We start from the raw sequence: 19,146 nt of genomic DNA, 5'->3' as shown, positions 1-19,146 counted from the left end.
GCGGGCGGGTGGAGGAAAAGCCCGCAGGGTGGTTCGCATGGATGCGAACCAGTTTGGCGTTAGGGCAGGATGCCCTACGCCCTTCGGGCCAGCTTCGCTGTTCGCGCACGCTCCTGCGTGCACATGGACAAGCAAAAGAGAAGTACGTCGCCCTCCGAAGGAGGGTGAAAACTCTTGTTCGCTAAGCCGAAGGCAACAACTCCAGCGCCATCACGATTGCTTCCTCGCGCCCATCCCGCGCTGGGTAATAACGCGGCCGCCGCCCGATCTCGACAAACCCCACCGACTCATACAACACCTTCGCCAGCGGATTCGATGGCCGCACCTCAAGGAATACGCGTTCGGCACCATTCCAGCGCGCGATATCCAGCAGCCGGCCGAGCAGATGGCGACCCAACCTGCGCCCGCGAAAGGCAGGATCGATGCAGATATTCAGCAGATGCGCCTCGCCCGCGCCCATCGACAGGATGCCGTAACCGACAATCGTCGCGTCCACACACAATACCCAGCACGGATGCCCAGCTTTCAGGCAATCGTCGAAGATACCGTGCGACCACGGGTAGTCGTAGGAGGCAGCCTCCATCGCACTGACCACCGCCAGATCCTCGCTGTGCATGCCGCGCACCTGGATCACCGGTTTGACGACGGCAACCATCGCGGTTAGCTGCCTGCCGCGGCCAGCACACGGCGCAGACTGCGCAGTGCGCTCCACAGCCGTCGCTTGGCGGCGGCACTGGTCAGTACCAGCGCTGGCTCGTCGGCCAGCACAATCTGTGCACGGTGCACCGCCGCCGCCGGCAGGCTGCGGCCCAGCGCATGCGCCTGTGCCTCGCCGAACACCAGATAGGCATTCGCTTCCGGTACGTCGGCGGCCAACTGCCCACCTTTCACCGTGACCCGCGCGGCACGCGCCAGGCTCGCCCCGCACGCGCTCAGCGCACGCCCGAGCAGGTCGAGCTCACGCGTACTGCAGGCCTCGGGCAACACCACCACGCAGGCAACGCCTGCCGCCACGTCAGCCACTTCGGCCATCGTGGCGTGATCCGCCGGCAAGGCGCGACGCACCCATGGCGTCACGTCCAGCGCACGCAGGACGCGCGCGCGGTGGCTGGCACTGACGGGTTGGCGCATCGGCTGGATCATGCCGGGTTGCGCCTCGCGCGGCGGCGCATGGCCAATCCCCAGATCGTACCTACCGGTCCGGACAGCAGATAAAGCGTGAAGCCGACGAACAGCACCCGTGCGGTGTCGAGGATCAGCAGCGCCAACAGCAGCACCGCACCGACCATCCAGACAAACGGTACGCGCTGACGCTCGCCCATCGGCAACGATTTGAAACTGAAATAACGGAACCGGCTGACCATCAGCAGGCCCACCAGCACGGCGATCGCCGGGGTGACGAAGCACAGGTCGTCGCCGGAAAAACCGGATTTCTCCGCACTCCACACGAACGACATGCACACGCCAGCGGCGGCCGGACTGGCCAACCCCTGGAAATAACGCTTGTCGGCCACGCCGACCTGGGTGTTGAAGCGCGCCAGTCGCAGCGCGGCGCAGGCGGCGTAGACGAACGCGGCGGCCCAGCCCAGCTTGCCCCATAGCGGGCCGAAATCCTGCAGCGACGACAGCGACCACGTATACATCACCAATGCCGGCGCCAGCCCGAAGCTGACCAGGTCGGACAGCGAGTCGTATTGCACACCAAACTCGGTCTGGGTGCCGGTCATCCGCGCCACCCGACCATCCATGCCGTCCAGCACCGCAGCAATGAATACCGCCACCGCGGCCTCGCTGTAACGTCCGCCGATGCTGGCGATAATCGCGTAAAACCCTGCAAACATCGCCCCGGTGGTGAACAGGTTCGGCAGCAGGTAAATACCCCGATGGCGTGGCGGGCGTACGGGCGTGGGCTCGCTCATGAATCAAGACCGTGACAGGATGCGCGCAGTGTAAACCATCGGCTGCTTGAGTCCGGGCAGCCGGAGTGATAACAAGACACCCTTGGAATCGTCCACTGGCACTACCCCTGATATGGAGAACACCATGCACCGTTCGCTGATCGCCGTGGCGCTGCTGTTGTTGGCCCCGCTGGCCTCTGCCCAGGTCTACAAATGGACGGATGCCAGCGGCACCGTGCACTACTCGCAGGATGCGCCACCCCAGGGCACCAAATTCTCCAAGGTGACCACCAACGGCACTGTGCAACCGCTGACCACACCCGCCCCAGCCGCTACCAGCAACGAATCCGCTGCCGCGATGCCGCCAGCACCGATAGCCGACACGCCAGAGAACCGCAACAAGCTGTGTGCCTCGCTGAAAGCTGATCTCGCCACACTGCAGGGCAGCGCTCCCGTGGTCATGCAGCAAGGTGGAAAAACGACCGCGCTCAACAACGATCAGCGCAAGCAACAGACCAGTTCGGCGCAGGCGCAGTACAGCCAGTATTGCCAGAGCCAATAACCGACCACGTCATGGGTGCCGGCGGTTTTCGACTTCCGGCATATTAGTGACCAGCGACCGTGCCGGCAGGCCGCTACAATAGGCGTCTTTACCACGCCGGAACTGCCCGCATGCGCCTCAGCCAATTCCACCTGGCCACCGTCAAGGAAGTCCCTGCCGACGCAGAAATCACCAGCCATCGGCTGATGCTACGCGCCGGCATGATCCGCAAACTCGCTTCGGGCTTGTACACCTGGTCGCCGCTGGGCCTGCGTGTGCTGCGCAAAGTGGAAAACATCGTACGCGAGGAAATGGACCGCGCCGGCGCGATCGAAATGCTGATGCCGACCATCCAGCCCAGGGAGCTGTGGGAGGAAAGCGGCCGCTGGGCGAAGTTCGGCCCCCAGCTGCTGAAGATCAAGGATCGCAAGGAGCAGGAGTTCTGCTACGCCCCCACCGCCGAGGAAGTGGTCACCGATTACGCGCGAAACGAGCTGAAAAGCTACAAGCAGCTGCCGGTCAACTTCTACCAGATCCAGACCAAGTTCCGCGACGAGATCCGCCCGCGTTTCGGCGTGATGCGCGCGCGCGAATTCCTGATGAAGGACGCCTATTCCTTCCATCTCACCCAGGAATCATTGGCTGAAACCTATGCAGCGATGTATCAGGCGTATACGCGCATTTTCACCCGACTCGGCCTGAGCTTCCGCGCCGTGCAGGCCGATACCGGCGCAATCGGCGGCAATGCCAGCCATGAATTCCAGGTGCTGGCTGATTCCGGCGAAGACGCCATCGCCTTTTCCGACGGCTCCGAATACGCCGCGAACCTGGAGAAGGCCGAGGCATTGGCGCCAATCACCAACCGCCCTGCGCCGGGCACAGCACTGCAGCGGGTCGACACACCAACCCAGAAAACCATCGACGAAGTCAGCGCCTTCCTCAAGGTGTCGCCGCAGCAATGCGTGAAAACACTGCTGGTGCGCGGTCGCGATGGTCTGGTGGCGCTGTGCCTGCGCGGCGATCACGAAATCAACGAAGTGAAGGCCGGCAAGCTGGCCGAACTGCCGGACGAATCGGTACTGGCCAGCGAGGAAGAGATCCTCGCCGCCACCGGCACCCGTCCCGGCTTCATCGGACCGGTCGGCCTGCCGGAGTCCATTCCGGTCATCGTCGACCGCGATGCGGCCGTGCTCGCCGACTTTGTCTGCGGTGGCCACGCCGATGGCAGCCATTACACCGGCGCGAACTGGGATCGCGATGCTCGGATCACCCGCATCGCCGACCTGCGCAACGTGGTCGAGGGCGACCTGTCGCCAGATGGCCACGGCGTGCTGCACATCGCGCGCGGGATCGAGGTCGGCCACGTATTCCAGCTCGGCCAGAAATATGCCGAAGCGCTTGCTGCCACCGTGACCGACGACCAGGGCAAGGCGCAAGTGATGAGCATGGGCTGCTACGGCATCGGCGTCAGTCGCATCGTTGCCGCCGCGATCGAACAGCGCCACGACGAGGCCGGCATCCTCTGGCCCGAGGCGATGGCCCCGTGGCGCGTGGTCGTGTGCGTGATCAACCAGCGCAACGTGCCTGAGGTTACCGAGGCGGCCGAAGCGTTGTACCAGCAGCTCAACCAACGCGGCATCGAGACCGCACTGGACGACCGCGGCTTGCGCCCGGGCGGCATGTTTGCCGACATGGAGCTGATCGGTATTCCGCACCGCGTGGTGGTAAGCGAACGCGGCGTCGCTGCTGGCACGCTGGAATACCGCGCGCGCGGTGAAAGCGAAAACCGCTCGGTCAACCAGGATGAGTTGTTTGCCCTGCTCGGCTGAATAGCTGTCACATCCGGTTTATCCCGTGAAACGGCCGCCTTGCGCGGCCGTTTTCGCATTCGGCAATCACCCACGGGGTATTCCGGTGTATCGTTTATTAAAATCGCATGCGTTCGATTAATTATCGTTTAATAGACAAGTCGCCTCGCGACATGCCCCTCGCTTTACAAATATTCCGAAAATCAGCGAGAATTGACACTGCAGCACTGTGTCAGGCTCAACTCCCCAATAATAGCCAGACCATAAGCTGGACATAGCCAGTCCATTTAATTCAATTACCGACACTCAACCCCGGGAGTCCATCATGGCCGTCGATATCAAGAGTCTCAATCACACCCAGCTCAATGACCTGATCAGCAAGGCGCAGGTGCGCCAGAACGAACTGCGCAAGGAAAAGGTCGCCAAGCTGCGCGACAAGGTGCACGCGCTGATCAAGGCCGAGGGTTATACCTTCGAAGACATCTTCGGCAGCGCGCGCGGCAAGGCCAAGCGCACTACCGGTACGGTCGCACCGAAATATCGCAACCCGGCCAATCCAGCGCAGACCTGGTCCGGTCGCGGCAAGCGCCCGCACTGGTTCAGCGACGCACTGAAGGCCGGCAAGAAGGAAAAGGATCTGGCAATCTGATTGCCGCTCCGAAAAGGTCCGTTCCAAATTGGAATCACCTCATCGGTAAATCCATAAAAAAACGCCGGCCTGAAAGCCGGCGTTTTTTGTTTCAGCCTTACAGCGACCGGCGCGGCGAAACCAGCAAGTCGCCGAACATCAATCCGGCCACCAGCGAAACCAGCAGGGTCAGCAGCAGCAACCCGGTATCCATACCCAACGAGGTATTGCGGTCGAGCAGAAACGACATGCTGCGAAAACCGACGCTACCCGGTACCAGCAGCAGAATGCCGGGCTCGCGAATGACGGCGCCCGGCCTGCCCGCGTATCGCGCATAGATATTCGCCATGGCACCCAGCAGCAGTCCACCCAGGAATACGCCAAACGGTGCGGCCGGCAGTGAGCCGGAAATGGCGCCGCCCCAGCGCGTGGCCAGATAACCCACGATCACCGCCACGATCACCACCGGCCAGTCGCGCCGGGCTGCGCGGAACAGGATCGCGAACGCGATCGCCGCCACCAGCAGGGCCGGATAATCGGTCCATGCCGGCAATGGCGGCAACGCGAAATCACGCGGCGTAATACCCAGCGCGGCACACAACTGGGTGGCCGCGATCGTGCCGAAGGTGAGCTTGAGCAGGGTCGACATCGCGCCGCCCATGCGCGCCATGCCGGAGACCAGATGCTGGCTGGAGATCTCTCGCACTGCCGTGGTCAGCGACATGCCCGGGATCAGGATGATCAGGCTGGCCAGCACCACCGACTTGATCGCCAGCGGCACCACCAGCGCGCTCACCACGATCGTCACTGCGGTGGCCACCAGCGCACAGATGGCATCGCTGGCCACCGCCAGCCGTGGCCGATTGGCCGCCAGCAGCGTGATGCCGCCGATGATCACGCCGATCACGCCGGCGACCAGCACATCCACCCATGCGCTGTGCAGGAACAGTGCCGCAATGCTGCCGGCGGACAGGCCGTAACTGGCGATCAGGCCGATCTTCTCGCGGCGCGTATCCGGCCGGCCCAGCGCACGCAACCGATGGAAACCCTCACGCAGATCCAGCTCGCCGGCGATCGCGTGATCGGCGATTTCGTCAGCCTGACACAGTCGCTCCAGATTCACTTCACCCGGCGCCAGTCGCATCACCTGGGTGCTCTGTGCCACGCCCTCCTCGCCCTGGGCCAGGTCGGTGAAGGAAATGATGATCGCGGTGGGACTGGACCACACATCGGCCGCCAGCCCCAGCCGTTGTGCGACCCCGGCCACCGCCATCTCCAGACGCGGTGCGGACGTCCCGTACTGATGCAACCGCCGCGCCAGCTCCAGCAGAAACGCCATGCGGGTATTCAGCGCCGTGGTGGCGAACTGCTGCGGACTGATGGGGTTGCCGGTAGTCATGCCGCCGCACGCACCTTCAACGTACTGCCGTCGACCGCAATCACTTCCACCGTGCTGCCCAGCGGCAGATCAGGCCCACTGACCAGCCACTGGCCGTCGCCAACGCTGGCCTTGCCGCGACCGTTGACGATCGGCTCGATCAGCTCGTAGCGCTGACCGATCATCTGCTCGGCCCGCCGGTTGAGTCGCTCGCTGCCCGGCTCGCGCCGCTCCAGCTGCGGCCGCAACAGGCGCGCATAAGCGACACAGGCTGCCAGCGCCAGCAACGCGAACAGCACCGCCTGGGTCAGCAGCCCCAGCGAGGGCACGGCCCACAGCACCACGCCCATCGCCGCAGCAGCCAGACCGATCCACAGCATGAAATAACCCGGCAGCAACACCTCACCCGCAATCAGCAGCAGTGCCAGGATCCACCACAGGTAGTGCGCGGAAAGCTCCCACATGGCCGCCACCTCAGCGCAGCGGCGGCTGGATCGCCGCCGACTTCTGCTGCTGGCCCAGCGATTCCTTGGCCAGCTCGGCGATGCCGGCCAGTGAACCGAGGATGCCGGTGGCCTCGATCGGCAGCAGCAGCATCTTCTGGTTCGGCGACTTCGCCATTTCCTTCAACGCCTCGACGTAGTTGTTCGCGACGAAGTAGTTCAATGCGTTGACGTTGCCGCCGGAAATCGCGTCGGAGACCATCGTGGTCGCCTTCGCCTCGGCCTCGGCCGAACGCTCGCGCGCCTCGGCGGCGCGGAATGCGGCTTCCTTCTCGCCCTCGGCAGCCAGGATCACCGACTGCTTCTCGCCTTCGGCCTTGAGGATCGCCGCCTGACGGAAACCCTCGGCATCCAGAATGTTCGCGCGCTTCTCGCGCTCGGCCTTCATCTGCCGTGCCATCGCGTCGATCAGGTCGCGCGGTGGCGCGATGTCCTTGATCTCGATGCGGTTGACCTTGACGCCCCACGGATGGGTCGCCTCGTCCACCACACGTAGCAGTTTGGCGTTGATCGCATCGCGCTGGCTCAGCGATTCATCCAGGTCCATCGAGCCGAGCACGGTACGGATATTGGTCATGATCAGCGCCAACGAGGCTTGCTCCAGATTGGATACCTCGTAGGCCGCCTTGGAGGCGTCGAGCACCTGGTAGAACACCACGCCGTCGACGCGCACCACGGCGTTGTCCTTGGTGATCACGTCCTGCGACGGCACGTCGAGCACCTGCTCCATCATGTTGATTTTGCGCCCGACTGCCTGGTAGATCGGGATCAGGAAGTGCAGCCCCGGACTCAAGGTGCGGGTGTACTTTCCGAATGTCTCCACCGTCCACTCGAAGCCTTGCGGCACGATGCGCACCAGCTTGGCCACACCGACCACGACGACGAACACGATGACCAACGCGAGTAGCTGTCCCATGATTTACCCCATTCCCTGAAGAAGACTGGAGTATAGGCGAGCCGGCTGCTATCTCGATGCGACCTGCGGCAGCAACAGGCTCACACGCAAACCGCCACCCTCGCGGTTGGCCAGCAGCACGCGGCCGCCGTGTGCCTCGGTGATCTCGCGCGCCAGCGCCAGACCCAGCCCGGTGCCGGAGCGTTTGGTCGAATAGAACGGCAGCAATGCCTGCGCCAGCACGGTCTCGCTCATGCCGGGGCCGCGGTCACTTACCTCGATGCGCAGCTCGCGACCGACATCCAGAATCGACAGCGTGACCTCGTCATCCGCACCACCCGATTCGTGCGCGTTCTTGATCAGGTTGATCAGTACCTGCTCGATCTGGATCGCATCGAAATGGCCGGGATGGCTGGGTGCCGGCGTGGCCAGCCGATAGTGACAATGCAACGCCAGCCCATCCAGGAACGGTGTCCATGCCACGGCGACCGGTTGTGGCGTGGGCAGTTTGGCGAAGCTGGCGTAGCCGGCGATGAAACCATGCAGGTGCAGCGCGCGTTCGCTGATGGTCGCGAACACACTGGGCAATCGATCGAGCTGCCCGCGCCGCGCCAGTTCCGCGCCGGAATGCGCCAGCGAGGAAATCGGTGCCAGTGAATTGTTGAGCTCATGGCTGATCACCCGGATCACCCGCTTCCAGGTCGCCACTTCCTGCCGCGACAGCTCGCGCGTCATGCGCCGGAACAGCTGCAGTCGATGCGGGCGCCCCTGCAGACGAAAGGCACGCTGCGACAGATGGAAAGTTTCCTCGCTGCCATCCATCTCCACGCTGAGCAAGGCATCTTCACCGCTCTCCACCGCCTTGCGCAGGGCCTCCGGTGCATCGGCGAGCAGCTCGGCAAAATCCAGACCGTTCAGGCTGCGTCCCTCGTTGAACAAATGCCGCGAGGCGATGTTCGAGTAGGCGACACGACCAGCCGCATCGGACAGCACCAGCGCCACCGGCGTGTTCTGCACCACGGTATCCAGCAGCAGCTCGCGTTGGACCAGGTGCTGGCGCTGTTCGCGCAGGGTCTGCCCCAGTGCGTTGTGCATGCGGATCAGTTCACCCAGCTCGTCACGCCGGTTCACCGCGATCGAGAAGCTGAAATCGCCATCGCGATAACTGGTCACCGCGCCTTCCAGCGCACGCAGCAGACGACTGACCGGCGACATCGCGCGACTAGCCAGCCAAAACGCCAGCAGCAACAGCAGCACGGCGGAGACACCGAGGCCACCGTAGATGCCCAGATGTAGCTCGTGCGGCGCATCGATCGCCGCCGCCGTTGCGGTCAGCGGCTTTGCCGTCAGCGCGCTCTGCAGCCACAACAACAGCTGCGGCAGTGGCCACTGCGTGACACCGGCATAGATCAGCGCGCCGGCCAGCGCCGCCACGCCAAGCAGCAGGGTCAGGCGCACCTTGAGAGTCATCAGCGGTCGCATGGCCACAGCATCCCTGAAAAATCGATCAATGCCTATGCCTCAGGCAGGTGTGGCCAGACCGTAGCGTTCCATCCGCCGATACAGCGCCTGGCGCGACAGACCGAGATTCTGGGCAGCGCGACTGACCACGCCGTCGGCCTTGTGCAAGGCGGTTTCCACCGCCTCACGACTGGGCTCGTCGAGATTGCGCGCGGCGACCGCGGCATGCTGCGGCAGGTTGAGCAGTTCTGGGGTGATCGGATTGCTGCCCGTCAGCAGCGCAGCCCGCTCGATCGCGTTCTTCAGTTCGCGCACGTTGCCCGGCCACGGATAGCTCAGCAACGCCTCGCGGGCGGCGTCGCCGAGCTCGGCCCGGCCATCCAGAAAGAATTCGGCGAGCGGCAGGATGTCGTCACTGCGCTCGGCCAGCGACGGCAGGTTCACCTCGATCACGTTGAGCCGGTAATACAGATCCTCGCGGAACGTGCCGGCACGGATCATCGCCTTGAGATCGGCATTGGTCGCGCTCAGTACACGCACCTTGACCTGACGCGTGCGACCGGAGCCGAGCCGTTCGAACTGGCCGGTCTCCAGCACGCGCAGCAGCTTCATCTGGCCGGGCAGCGGCAGATTGCCGATTTCGTCGAGGAACAGGGTGCCGCCGTCGGCCAGTTCGAAGCGGCCCTCGCGCGCCTTGTTCGCGCCGGTGTACGCGCCCGCGTCGGCACCGAACAATTCGGCTTCGATCAGTTCGCCGGGCAATGCGCCGCAGTTCACCGCGACAAACGCACCGCGCTTCACCGCCGAGTTCGCGTGCACGATTGTCGCGATGCGCTCCTTGCCAGTGCCGTTCGGGCCGGTGATCAATACCGGCACATCCGAGCGCGCGATCTGGCAGGCCAGATCCAGCGTGCGTGCCATCGCCTCGGAGGCGAATACCAGGCCGTCCAGATCATATTTCTTCTGCAACTGCTCGCGCCGCTGGCGCCGCTCACGCCGGCTGCGCGTCATCTCGCGGGTGGACTCGGACAACTCCAGCAGGTTCTCCACCGTGGCCAGCAGCTTGTGGTCATCCCACGGCTTGGCCAGGTAATCGGACGCACCGGCCTTGACCAGTTCCACCGCGGTCTCCAGATGCGTCCATGCGGTAAGCAGGATGACTGGCAAGTCCGTGTGGCGCTCACGGATCGCCCGGAACAGCGCCACACCCTCCTCGCCCGAGGTGGTATCAGCGGTGAAGTTCATGTCCTGGATCACCACGTCGACCGCCTCGCGATCCAGCAGCGCCAGTCCTTCATTTTGCGTCAACGCGGTGAGCGGGCGGATCTCATGCAGCGACAACGCCAACGAGAGCGCCTCGCCCACGGCCGGGTTGTCATCGATGATCAGGACGGTTCGCATCTTTCTTCTGCACATGCGGACATGGATGCCGCTCCAGCCATAAAGGTTGCCATGACTATTGGACTATTCAAGCATGTTGGCATCGGCGCTGCGCCTGGTGGCTCACCCTGTGGGAGCGGCTTCAGCCGCGATGCTTCTGGTTTTGCCATCGAGGCACCAGGAGCGTCGCGACTGAAGTCGCTCCTACAAGGAGCAGCGGTCACCTTGCGGGCAACCGATGACTCGACAACTCACTCCGCCACCGGATGTGCCGGTGCCTTGCCTGCCTTCACCGCGGCGATCCAGTCGTTGACGCGCGTCTCCAGCACATCCAGCGGCAGTGCGCCGCCACCGAGGATCTCGTCGTGGAACGCGCGAATGTCGAACTGGTCACCCAGTTCCTTTTTCGCCCGCGCGCGCAATTCGAGGATCTTCAGCTCGCCCATCTTGTAGGCCAGTGCCTGACCCGGCCAGGTGATATAGCGATCGGTCTCGGCCTGCACGTCCGGCTCGTCCTCGCTGGAATGTGCATGGAAGAAATCCACCATCTGCTGGCGCGTCCAGTGCTTGTAGTGCACGCCGGTATCGAGCACCAGGCGATCGGCACGCAGTAACTCGTCGGACAGGCGGCCGTAATCGGATAACGGATCCTTGTAGAAGCCGATGTCCTTGCCCAGCTGCTCCGCATACAGCGCCCAGCCTTCGATGTAGGCGGTGTAACCGGCCTGCTGGCGGAACGGTGGCAACGCCGGCAGCGTCTGCGCGATCGAGATCTGCAGATGGTGGCCAGGCACGCCTTCGTGGTACGAGGTCGACTCGATCGTCAGCACGCTGCGGTTGGCAAAATCACCGGTGTTGACGAAGATCTGCCCGGGCCGCGAACCATCCGGCGTGCCCTGATGGTACTCGGCGGCGGCGGCTTCCTTCTCACGGAACGCTTCCACCGGCACCACCTCGACGCGGGTCTTCGGCAGCATGCCGAACAACTTCGGCAGCTCCGGCTGCATCTGTGCCAGATAGCCGCGATAACGGTTGAGGATGTCCTCGCGCGAGGTCGCGTGCGTCTTCGGATTGCTCTTCAGCGAGGCGCGGAAGCTGGCCAGATCGGCAAAGCCCTGCGACTTGGCGATCTTCGTCATCTCGCCCTCGATCCGCTTGACCTCGGCCAGTCCGAGTTCGTGGATCTGTTGCGGCGGCTTTTCGGTGGTGGTCATCTGCTCCACGTCGAAGCGATAGATCGCGTCGCCATTCGGCAACCCCCACACGCCAGGCTGGGCGCGCCCATGCGGCGCGTAATCTTTCGCCACGAATTCGCCCAGCTTGTGATAGGCCGGGCGCACGTCCTGATCGATCGCGGCGAGGATCTCGTCATGCAGGCGCTTCTGGTCGGCTACCGACACCGACTTCGGGAAATGCTTCAGTGGCTCGGCAAACAGACTGTCCATGCCAGCCGGTTTCTCGATGCTGCCGATCTGCTTGACGACCGCTTCCAGCAGATATTTCGGTGGCATCATCTTGTCGCGCATGCCCTGCTGCGCCACCGCGGTCACCTGGTCGAACAGCTTCGGCACCGCCTTGAGGCGCGCCAGGTAATCCTCGTACTCCTTCGTGTTGTCGAACGGAATCGAACTGACGAAGCCGGCCAGCGCGATGTGCGCGCCGCTCATCTGGTCCAGCGGCATCTCGTACAGCTTCAGGTCGTAACTTTTGAGGTTGTCCTTGAGCTGGCGCACCATCAGTTGCTGGTTCAGCTTGTCGGAGTCGGCGAAGCCGGTGGTATCGATCGCCTCGAAACGCTTCAGGAAATCCGCGGTCACCTGCCGCTCGGTCGCCGCATGTGCCAGCGACGCATCGCTCCAGCGGTCGTTGTAACGCAGGTCGCCGAGAATGGTGGCGAACTCTGGCGAATTCTGCAGCGTGTGCTGCCATTGTTCGGCCAGCAGCGCATTGAGCGCCGCCACCCGGGTCGCCACATCCGTCGATGCGACTTGCGCAGCAGGCGCAGCCTGCACCATTGAAACCATAGTCACCGAGCCCAGCAGGCTCGCACAGATCAGCAACGGCAAGGTCTTCATCAGGCTCAGCTCCGGATTGTATTCATGGGACCATGAAGGTTCATTGTGACTGCCGCGGGAGGCATCTTCCCGTGCCAGATTGCATGGTACTTACACCGATCGCGTCGCCACCACCGGCGGCACAGCCGCCGCTCGCAGCGCCGGACCAAGCACGGCCAGCTGGCCGAGCAGCCACAGGACGATCGCTGCAGCGGGCAGATAGGCCAGTGGCAAGCGTGGCAGCTCGTATTGCTTCATCAACATCAGATTCAGCGCCACTGCGAGCCCCAATCCAAGCGCGATACCAGCACTGACGATCAGGAAATTCTCGGTCTGGAAGTAACGGAGGATGTCGCGCCGGGTGGCGCCGATCGCGCGGCGGATGCCGATCTGATGCATGCGCTGCTGTACCCAGAAGCTGGACAGTCCGATCACACCCAGCGCAGTGAGCGCTAGCAGGCAACCGATCACCACCAGCAACAGCCAGATCAATGCGCGGTCGTCGTGGAAGTAGTCCGAGACGGTATCCGAATAGCTGTGGTTTTCGGTGATGATGCGTTGGTCGTCCACGCGATCGAGCACCTTGGGCAAATTGCGCAACGTGGCGTCACGCACACCCGGCTGCGTGCGAAGCACGTACATGTTGCCTGTTGTCAACGTTACCGGCAGCAACATGTTGAGATCAGCGCCGCTCTGCTTGTTGATGCTCGGGTTGAGTAGATGATCTGTCACGCCCACGACATGGGTGACACCTGAATTCCTGTCGCCCAGAAAAATGGGCTTGCCCAGTGGATCCTCTCCGGGCCACATTTTTTCCGCCAGCGACCGGGTGATGATTACCGATGGAGGGGGCGCCCTGCTGCCCTGGAACGGATCGTAGTCCTGATATTCCTGCGACAGAAAATCACGCCCCTGCGACAGCCTGATCCCGAGCGTATTCACCACACCTGTCGTCCCGGCATACATAATGACGGTGCAAACCGAATCGGCATCCGCCCCGCCTGCCTTGCGCGCTATGCAAGTGCCCCACGAGCCGGTGGAGCTGAGCGGCAGCGAATTGGTGATGACCGCCGACTTCACCCCGGGCATGCCGCGCAGTGCGGCCAGATCGGCGGCGGCCCGACTGGCTTGGCTGGCTGATGCGCTGGCGTCACCGATGCCGCTGCTCTCGGCCCATATCAGCTCGTTGTCCGCCACCCCGGTTTGCATGCGCATGGTCGCCAGGTGGTTGCCGATAATGAAGATGCCATTACTGACGATCGCACAGGTAAGCGCGATCTCCAGAACCACCAGAATCACCACGGTCTTGTGGTGCTTCAGTGCGGAAACAATAGGATGCATGACGTGCGTCTCCTCACTGGATCTTCAGGACACGAGCAGGCTGCACGCGACACGCGCGCCAGGCGGGGAACATCGCCGCGAGTACGGTGGCGCACAGCGCGAGTACCAGCGTCGCACCCAGCATCGCCATATCCAGATGCGCATACGGCGCGTACTCCACCGGCTGATGACGCACGATCCACAAGCCGCCAAACGCCAGCAATAATCCTGCAATACCGCCTGCGATGCCGATCAAGGACGCCTCCGTCAGCAACTGCGCGAAGATCGACTGCTTCGAAGCACCCATGGCACGCCGCACGCCCAGTTCGCTGCTGCGCCGCAGGAACTTCACCAGCAGCAACGCCACCGTGTTGACCAGACAGACCAGCATGAACCCCAGCGCCAGCAAGGCTTGCAGTTGCACGCTGCCGGGTACGACATGGTTGTAGTCCAGCCAGCCCATCAGGTCATGCAGCCGCGTGTTCGGTGGACGCTGGAAGCGCCCCAGCGTCTTCTGCTGCTCGGAGTAGTGCACCAGAAACTCGCGATACGCCTGCACCTGGGTCGGCGTGTCCAGCTGTACCCAGAACTGCATCCATACGCAGTTGGCATTTTTCATGTTGCGCGGATCGGGAAAGCCGCCGTGGCCCCAGCAATTCATGTTACCGGAAGTACCCTGGCCAAGTGCTATCGCCGTTTCAAGCGGCAGAAACACATCCTCGGTCTTGTGGTAGCTACCTTGTGTCAAATCGTAGAAATGCGGCACTGGATCCCAGTGATCGACCACGCCTATGACGCGAAACACATCCTTGCCCAGGCGCAGCGCCTGGCCCACCGCATGGTCGGCACCGTAGAGCTTGTCGGCCAGTGTGCGCGAGATCACCGCCACGCGTGCCTGCCTGTCGTCGTCATCGGCCGTCCAGCCGCTGCCATATAGAAACGGCACGTCGAACATGCTGAAGAAATCGGATGACGTGTAACGCGCATCGGCGAAGAAGGCACGGCTCTTGCCCTGCGGCGGACGTACGGTGACGCGACCACCGGTCGTTGCCACCTGATGACTGCCCTTGCGCGCATGCAGCAGGTTCATTGCATCGATCCATGAAAACTGATCCATCGGCTCCCTGCCCGGTGTGTAGCCTTCCATGTCTTGCGGATCGATCTGCGGGTAGAACAATCGCACGCTCTTGTCCGGCAGCGGATCGGCGGTCATCACATGCAGCACGGTAATCATCGTCATGCTGGCACCAATGCCAAGCCCGATCGCCAGCACCATGAGCGCCGTGAGCACCTTGTTGCGTTTCAGACTTCGCAACGCCAGATCTAAGTAATAACCGAACATTCCATGTACCCCTGAAACAGTTGAAATCACGTGGTGCTTTACCTGTTCCTTCCCATCACACTGACCGCGTCGCCACCACCGGCGGCACCGCTGCAGCACGCAACGCCGGGCCGAACACGGCAAGCTGACCGAGCAGCCATAGCGCGATGGCACTCCCTGGCAGGTAATACCAGGGCATCCGACTCATCTCGTAGTGCTCCATCAAGTACAGGTTGATACCGAACGCCAGCGCCATGCCAGCCAGCACACCCGCCGTACTGAGCAGGAAATTCTCGGTACGGAAGTAGCTGAGGATATGCCCACGCGTGGCACCCACGGCGCGGCGTATGCCGATCTGCCGTCGCCGCTGCTGCACCCAGAAACTGGTCAGGCCAACGATGCCGAACGCCGTCACTGCCAGCATCACCACGCATACCAGCACCAGCATCCACACCATGCTGGTGGTATCGGCGAAATAGTCGGAACGCATGCCGGCGTAGGTCTTCCCTTCCACTACGGCGCCCTGCTGCAGCTTGCCCAGCACCTGCACCGCCTCGCGCTCCACGCGTTCGCGATCCTGCGGTGCGCTGCGCAAGACGTAGTCACCCATCACCCCGTCGGGTTGTAATGGATAGAACACGCTGGAATACATGCCGCCCGGACCGCTGAACTTGGGATCCTGTGCCAGTACATCGGCGACCACACCGACGACCGTCCAGCTCGCGGAGTTGCTATACAAGGTCTTGCCCAGCGCGCTCTGGCGTGGCCACAACCTGTTGGCATCGCTCTGCGTGACCAGCGCGACATGGCCGGTGGAAGCGAAATTCTTGAAACCGCTGCCGGCGTATTCATCCGCATTGAACCATCGGCCTTGCAGCAGGCGCAGTCCCATGGCCCGCTCGCCGTCGCTGCCGATGAAATACACCGAGCTGTTCACCGTGGTATTCGCATCCGGCTTGGTGACGAAGGGTGACAGCGCCGGATTCTGATCCAGCGGCATGCTGGTTGCTGCGGCCACCGCCGTGACACCGGCGATGCCGCGCAAGGCGGCAAGATTGCGCGGAATGTCGCTGGCGGCGAGTTTCGGATCGGCGCCATTCACGGTGACCACCGAGATGCCCTGCTCGTCGATCGCATTCGACCAGTGGATGCTGGCCACGCGCTGGCCGATCATGAACACGGCATTGCAGAGCACCGCGCAGGCCAGCGCGATCTCCAGCACGATCAGAGTGGCCGGGATGCGATGCTTGCGCAGGCTGGCGAGTATCGGACGGATTTCCATGTTGCGGTTCCTTGAAAAGTGCGGCCATGGATGGCTGCTTTCACGCGCAGGGAAAGCGCGTTAACTGGCTTTCAGTTGCGGAGCGGGCGCGACCACGCAGGCGCGCCACGCGGGCAGCAGGCCGGCGATCAGACTGGAAACCAGCGCGACCAGGAAGGTGAACAGGAACATCGACAGATCCAGATGCGCGAGGCTGGCGTATTGCGCCGGCTGGTGGCGGATGCCCCACAAGCCCAGCTCGGCGAAGCCCAGGCCCAGCATACCGCCGGCCACGCCGACGATGCCGGCCTCGACCATGAACTGCGCAAAGATCGCACCGCGCGAAGCGCCCAGCGCGCGGCGCACGCCGATCTCGCGCGAGCGGCGCAGGCATTTGGCCAGCAGCAGGCCCACCGTATTCACCACGCAGATCAGCAGGAAGCCGAGTGCCAGGCCGGCCTGCAGGCGCACATCATCGGGCACCACCTGTTCGTTGCGCAGCCATGACATGAGATCCCAGAAGGCCACTCTGGACAGCTGGAACCGCCCCAGCGCGACCTGCTGCTGCGCGTAGTTGGCCAGGAACAGCTTGTAGGCCGAAGCCTCGTCGGCACTGGACAACTGCACCCACAAGCCCAGCCAGATGCTTTGGGCGGTCTCCAGATGCTGCATGTCGGTATGCTCCGGCCCATACGACATGACCGTATTCGGCGTGATGCCGTCGGCACGCGCACCCTGCAAGGGCATGAACACCGCCTCGCCCTTGCCGTAATCGCGCCCACCCAGATGTACCGCGTAGAAGCGCGGCTGCGGCGCCCAGGGTCGCAGCACGCCGATGATGCGGAAGTCGTGATCTTCGATGCGGATCGTGCGCCCTACGCTGTTCGCCCCGCCGAACAGTTTGTCGTTGAGGAAACCCGCGATCACCACGACCTGCTCACGACTTTCGTCGTCCGCCGAAGCCCAGCCTGCGCCGTACTGGAATGGCGCATCGAACATCGGAAAGAAGTCCGACGTGGTCAGCACCCCGTCGGCATAGAACGCTTTCCCGTCCTGCGCCTGCGGCGTCACCTTGACCTGCGACAGCGCCATCACCGCCTGCCGCTGCGCCTTGCGGGCATGCAGCAGATTCATTGCATCGACGTAGCTCATCAGCCACGGCAACTTCTTTCCGCTGCGCGAGAAAGGCTGATCTTTCGGATAAGGATCCAGCTGCGGATAGAACAACTGCGTACTCTTCTGCGGCAACGGATCGCCCGACAGCAGCTTGAGCACGGTCAGCGTGGTGATCGTGGCACCGATACCCAGCGCCAATGCGAGCACCATCAGCATGGTGAGTACCTTGTTGCGCCTGAGGCTGCGCAGTGCCAGATCGAGGTAGTAGGCGAACATGGTTGATCCTTCGCGTTGCCGTGCAGACTCTTCCCAAGTCATCGGGAGGAGTGACATTTCAAACATTCACACCGATCGCGTTGCCACCACCGGCGGCACCGCTGCCGCGCGCAGCGCCGGACCGAGCACGGCCAGCTGGCCCAGTCCCCACAGAATCAATGCGCCGATCGGCAGGTAATACAGCGGCAGCCGCGGCAATTCGTAGTGCGTCATCAGCAGCAGGTTCAGCGCGGACGCCAGCAGCATGCCCAGCACGGTTCCGCCGCTGACGATCAGGAAATTCTCGGTCTGGAAGTAGCGCAGGATGTCGCCGCGGGTGGCACCGATCGCGCGGCGGATGCCGATCTGACGCGTGCGCTGCTGCACCCAGAAATTGGCAAGGCCGGCGATGCCCAACGCGGTGACAAAAAACAGGCCCAAAGCCGAGGCCAGCAGCAAGCCGATCATGGTGGTGTCACGCTGAAAATAGCTGTCACGCATTTGCGTATAAGTACGAACTCTTTTTGCCGGAATGATCCGTTGCGGGTTCACCTTGTTGAGTACGGCTACGGCGGCCTTGAGCACACGTTCACTGTCCCGCGGCGCACTACGCAAGAGATAGGTGACGCTGTTGTCATTGGGCAACTGTGGCCACAGCATGGTGAACTGGTTGATGCCTGCGTCGCGCAAATACGGACGCAGCAAGGTATCCACAATGCCTACGATACGGACGGGGGTGTCCGAACCGTTGTAGAGGCTCTTGCCCAGTGCTTGCGCACCGGGGTAAAGACGCTCGGCCAGCTCGCGGCTGATGATGGCGGCACTGATGTCACCCGTCTTGTAGTCATCGGGCAGGAAGTCACGCCCGGCGATCAACTTCAAACCGAGTGCAGCGAGTTCACCGGGCGAACCGGCCAACGTCGCGAACTCGGCGCAGGCGGACTGACCATCTATCGAATTCGCCTTGATGGCAGCCTCCATCGCCTCGCTACTGGCACAGGCTCCGGTTGAACTTTCGCTACCGCCCAAAGGCAAGGTGTCCACCGCGACGGCCGCGGTCACGCCCGGTATACCGCGTAGTGCGGTCAGATCTTCCGCGTGGTGGATCCATGGGGTCGCGTCTGCCTTGACGCCCTGACTTTCGAGCATGGACAAGGATGTTTCATCGATGCCACTGTCGATGCGCACCTCGCCCCATCGAGTGACGATCATGAAAGCCACGTTGCAGACGATGGCGCAAGTCAACGCGACCTGCAGCATCAACAGCGCGGTGGTGAGGCGGTGATGGCGCAGGCTGGCAAGTATGGGCTGGAGCGGAAGGTTCATC

Annotated in this window: 17 protein-coding genes; 3 read left to right on the top strand and 14 right to left on the bottom strand. The window is 63.0% G+C overall.

The window, feature by feature from the left end:
• Positions 1–181: 181 nt before the first annotated feature.
• From rimI to B0E48_RS03430, 3 genes are read right to left on the bottom strand one after another with little or no spacing between them, the layout of a single operon-like run.
• The gene (rimI, locus tag B0E48_RS03440; protein ID WP_077516009.1) at positions 182–655 is read right to left on the bottom strand and encodes a ribosomal protein S18-alanine N-acetyltransferase; all 474 of its coding nucleotides are present in this window, start codon (positions 653–655) and stop codon (positions 182–184) included.
• 5 nt (positions 656–660) lie between these two features.
• Positions 661–1,131 carry a hypothetical protein gene (locus tag B0E48_RS03435; protein WP_168170279.1) on the bottom strand — a complete coding sequence of 157 codons (471 nt, stop codon included), beginning with the start codon at positions 1,129–1,131 and terminating at the stop codon, positions 661–663.
• An 8-nt stretch (positions 1,132–1,139) separates the two neighbouring features.
• Positions 1,140–1,919 carry a phosphatidylcholine/phosphatidylserine synthase gene (locus tag B0E48_RS03430; protein WP_077516007.1) on the bottom strand — a complete coding sequence of 260 codons (780 nt, stop codon included), beginning with the start codon at positions 1,917–1,919 and terminating at the stop codon, positions 1,140–1,142.
• Positions 1,920–2,043: 124 nt separating this feature from the next.
• Here B0E48_RS03430 and B0E48_RS03425 point away from each other — a divergent pair, with 124 nt between their 5' ends.
• The 3 genes from B0E48_RS03425 (at position 2,044) to B0E48_RS03415 (ending at position 4,896) form a co-directional block, all read left to right on the top strand.
• Positions 2,044–2,460, top strand: a complete 417-nt coding sequence (locus B0E48_RS03425; RefSeq protein WP_168170278.1) for a DUF4124 domain-containing protein — start codon at positions 2,044–2,046, stop codon at positions 2,458–2,460.
• Between the two features lie 110 nt (positions 2,461–2,570).
• Positions 2,571–4,268: a proline--tRNA ligase gene (locus B0E48_RS03420; RefSeq protein ID WP_077516005.1), complete on the top strand. Its 1,698-nt coding sequence runs from the start codon at positions 2,571–2,573 to the stop codon at positions 4,266–4,268.
• Between the two features lie 304 nt (positions 4,269–4,572).
• Positions 4,573–4,896 (top strand): H-NS histone family protein, encoded by a 324-nt coding sequence (locus B0E48_RS03415; RefSeq protein WP_077516004.1) that lies wholly within the window; start codon positions 4,573–4,575, stop codon positions 4,894–4,896.
• 97 nt (positions 4,897–4,993) lie between these two features.
• Here the strand turns inward: B0E48_RS03415 and B0E48_RS03410 are convergent, their stop codons facing one another.
• From B0E48_RS03410 to B0E48_RS03360, 11 genes are all read right to left on the bottom strand, one after another.
• A complete protein-coding gene (locus B0E48_RS03410) occupies positions 4,994–6,274 on the bottom strand; it encodes a threonine/serine exporter family protein (RefSeq protein WP_077516003.1) in 1,281 nt (426 codons plus the stop codon).
• Entirely contained in the window at positions 6,271–6,717 is a 447-nt protein-coding gene (locus tag B0E48_RS03405) for an NfeD family protein (protein ID WP_077516002.1), read from the bottom strand. The genes B0E48_RS03410 and B0E48_RS03405 overlap by 4 nt, the downstream gene beginning before the upstream one ends.
• 10 nt (positions 6,718–6,727) lie before the next feature.
• The gene (locus B0E48_RS03400) at positions 6,728–7,672 is read right to left on the bottom strand and encodes an SPFH domain-containing protein (RefSeq protein WP_077516001.1); all 945 of its coding nucleotides are present in this window, start codon (positions 7,670–7,672) and stop codon (positions 6,728–6,730) included.
• 48 nt (positions 7,673–7,720) lie between these two features.
• The gene (locus tag B0E48_RS03395) at positions 7,721–9,133 is read right to left on the bottom strand and encodes an ATP-binding protein (protein ID WP_077516000.1); all 1,413 of its coding nucleotides are present in this window, start codon (positions 9,131–9,133) and stop codon (positions 7,721–7,723) included.
• A 39-nt stretch (positions 9,134–9,172) separates the two neighbouring features.
• A complete protein-coding gene (locus B0E48_RS03390; RefSeq protein ID WP_077515999.1) occupies positions 9,173–10,513 on the bottom strand; it encodes a sigma-54 dependent transcriptional regulator in 1,341 nt (446 codons plus the stop codon).
• Positions 10,514–10,743: 230 nt separating this feature from the next.
• Positions 10,744–12,567 (bottom strand): DUF885 domain-containing protein, encoded by a 1,824-nt coding sequence (locus B0E48_RS03385; protein WP_077515998.1) that lies wholly within the window; start codon positions 12,565–12,567, stop codon positions 10,744–10,746.
• A 90-nt stretch (positions 12,568–12,657) separates the two neighbouring features.
• Positions 12,658–13,887 carry an FtsX-like permease family protein gene (locus B0E48_RS03380; RefSeq protein WP_077515997.1) on the bottom strand — a complete coding sequence of 410 codons (1,230 nt, stop codon included), beginning with the start codon at positions 13,885–13,887 and terminating at the stop codon, positions 12,658–12,660.
• 13 nt (positions 13,888–13,900) lie between these two features.
• Entirely contained in the window at positions 13,901–15,208 is a 1,308-nt protein-coding gene (locus tag B0E48_RS03375; protein ID WP_077515996.1) for an ABC transporter permease, read from the bottom strand.
• Positions 15,209–15,263: 55 nt separating this feature from the next.
• Entirely contained in the window at positions 15,264–16,469 is a 1,206-nt protein-coding gene (locus B0E48_RS03370; RefSeq protein WP_077515995.1) for an FtsX-like permease family protein, read from the bottom strand.
• Positions 16,470–16,529: 60 nt separating this feature from the next.
• Positions 16,530–17,840, bottom strand: a complete 1,311-nt coding sequence (locus tag B0E48_RS03365) for an ABC transporter permease (RefSeq protein WP_077515994.1) — start codon at positions 17,838–17,840, stop codon at positions 16,530–16,532.
• A 66-nt stretch (positions 17,841–17,906) separates the two neighbouring features.
• Positions 17,907–19,145 (bottom strand): FtsX-like permease family protein, encoded by a 1,239-nt coding sequence (locus B0E48_RS03360; RefSeq protein ID WP_077515993.1) that lies wholly within the window; start codon positions 19,143–19,145, stop codon positions 17,907–17,909.
• Between the last annotated feature and the right edge of the window lies 1 nt (position 19,146).

It is taken from the genome of Rhodanobacter sp. C03, assembly GCF_002001175.1.
Classification (GTDB): Bacteria; Pseudomonadota; Gammaproteobacteria; order Xanthomonadales; family Rhodanobacteraceae; genus Rhodanobacter.
Note: the sequence above shows the minus strand (reverse complement) of the source record. Positions and strands in the feature narration are given on the sequence as shown.

Coding starts and splice junctions, on each gene's coding strand:
- B0E48_RS03365 (WP_077515994.1), bottom strand. CDS start 17,840: ATGTTCGCCTACTACCTCGATCTGGCACTGCGCAGCCTCAGGCGCAAC.
- B0E48_RS03410 (WP_077516003.1), bottom strand. CDS start 6,274: ATGACTACCGGCAACCCCATCAGTCCGCAGCAGTTCGCCACCACGGCG.
- B0E48_RS03370 (WP_077515995.1), bottom strand. CDS start 16,469: ATGGAAATCCGTCCGATACTCGCCAGCCTGCGCAAGCATCGCATCCCG.
- B0E48_RS03430 (WP_077516007.1), bottom strand. CDS start 1,919: ATGAGCGAGCCCACGCCCGTACGCCCGCCACGCCATCGGGGTATTTAC.
- B0E48_RS03400 (WP_077516001.1), bottom strand. CDS start 7,672: ATGGGACAGCTACTCGCGTTGGTCATCGTGTTCGTCGTCGTGGTCGGT.
- B0E48_RS03415 (WP_077516004.1), top strand. CDS start 4,573: ATGGCCGTCGATATCAAGAGTCTCAATCACACCCAGCTCAATGACCTG.
- B0E48_RS03435 (WP_168170279.1), bottom strand. CDS start 1,131: ATGCGCCAACCCGTCAGTGCCAGCCACCGCGCGCGCGTCCTGCGTGCG.
- B0E48_RS03390 (WP_077515999.1), bottom strand. CDS start 10,513: ATGCGAACCGTCCTGATCATCGATGACAACCCGGCCGTGGGCGAGGCG.
- B0E48_RS03420 (WP_077516005.1), top strand. CDS start 2,571: ATGCGCCTCAGCCAATTCCACCTGGCCACCGTCAAGGAAGTCCCTGCC.
- B0E48_RS03375 (WP_077515996.1), bottom strand. CDS start 15,208: ATGTTCGGTTATTACTTAGATCTGGCGTTGCGAAGTCTGAAACGCAAC.
- rimI (WP_077516009.1), bottom strand. CDS start 655: ATGGTTGCCGTCGTCAAACCGGTGATCCAGGTGCGCGGCATGCACAGC.
- B0E48_RS03385 (WP_077515998.1), bottom strand. CDS start 12,567: ATGAAGACCTTGCCGTTGCTGATCTGTGCGAGCCTGCTGGGCTCGGTG.
- B0E48_RS03405 (WP_077516002.1), bottom strand. CDS start 6,717: ATGTGGGAGCTTTCCGCGCACTACCTGTGGTGGATCCTGGCACTGCTG.
- B0E48_RS03395 (WP_077516000.1), bottom strand. CDS start 9,133: ATGCGACCGCTGATGACTCTCAAGGTGCGCCTGACCCTGCTGCTTGGC.
- B0E48_RS03425 (WP_168170278.1), top strand. CDS start 2,044: ATGCACCGTTCGCTGATCGCCGTGGCGCTGCTGTTGTTGGCCCCGCTG.
- B0E48_RS03380 (WP_077515997.1), bottom strand. CDS start 13,887: ATGCATCCTATTGTTTCCGCACTGAAGCACCACAAGACCGTGGTGATT.
- B0E48_RS03360 (WP_077515993.1), bottom strand. CDS start 19,145: ATGAACCTTCCGCTCCAGCCCATACTTGCCAGCCTGCGCCATCACCGC.